Annotated in this window: 1 protein-coding gene; it reads right to left on the reverse strand. The window is 77.4% G+C overall.

All coding sequences use genetic code 11. The features are described 5' to 3' along the window. Positions 1–266: SPOR domain-containing protein (locus SB719_RS20585; RefSeq protein WP_412159805.1), on the reverse strand; the 266-nt coding region annotated here is incomplete at both ends.

Consider the following 266-nt stretch of genomic DNA (forward strand, 5'->3'; position numbering starts at 1 on the left):
CTGGCCGGACTCGACCCGCGCGCTCAGGCCGAGCAGGGCGATCCGCGCCTTGAGCGCTTCGGCATCGCCGGAGCCGCTGAACGAGCCGGCCTGCAGCAGATAGCGGGCATCGCCTGTGGCGGCTGCGCCCGGCGTGGTCGACGCGGCGGCCGTCGTGCGCGGCGGCGTCGCCGGCGTTTCGGACAGCGGGCGCGGGCCGTCGGCCGGGGCGTCGCTGGCGAGATCCGCCGCGTCGGGATTGCGCGCCTGCAAGGCGGCCTGCTGCT

The organism is Pantoea sp. SIMBA_079 (genome assembly GCF_046940275.1).
GTDB classification, from domain to species: Bacteria; Pseudomonadota; Gammaproteobacteria; order Enterobacterales; family Enterobacteriaceae; genus Pantoea; species Pantoea borealis.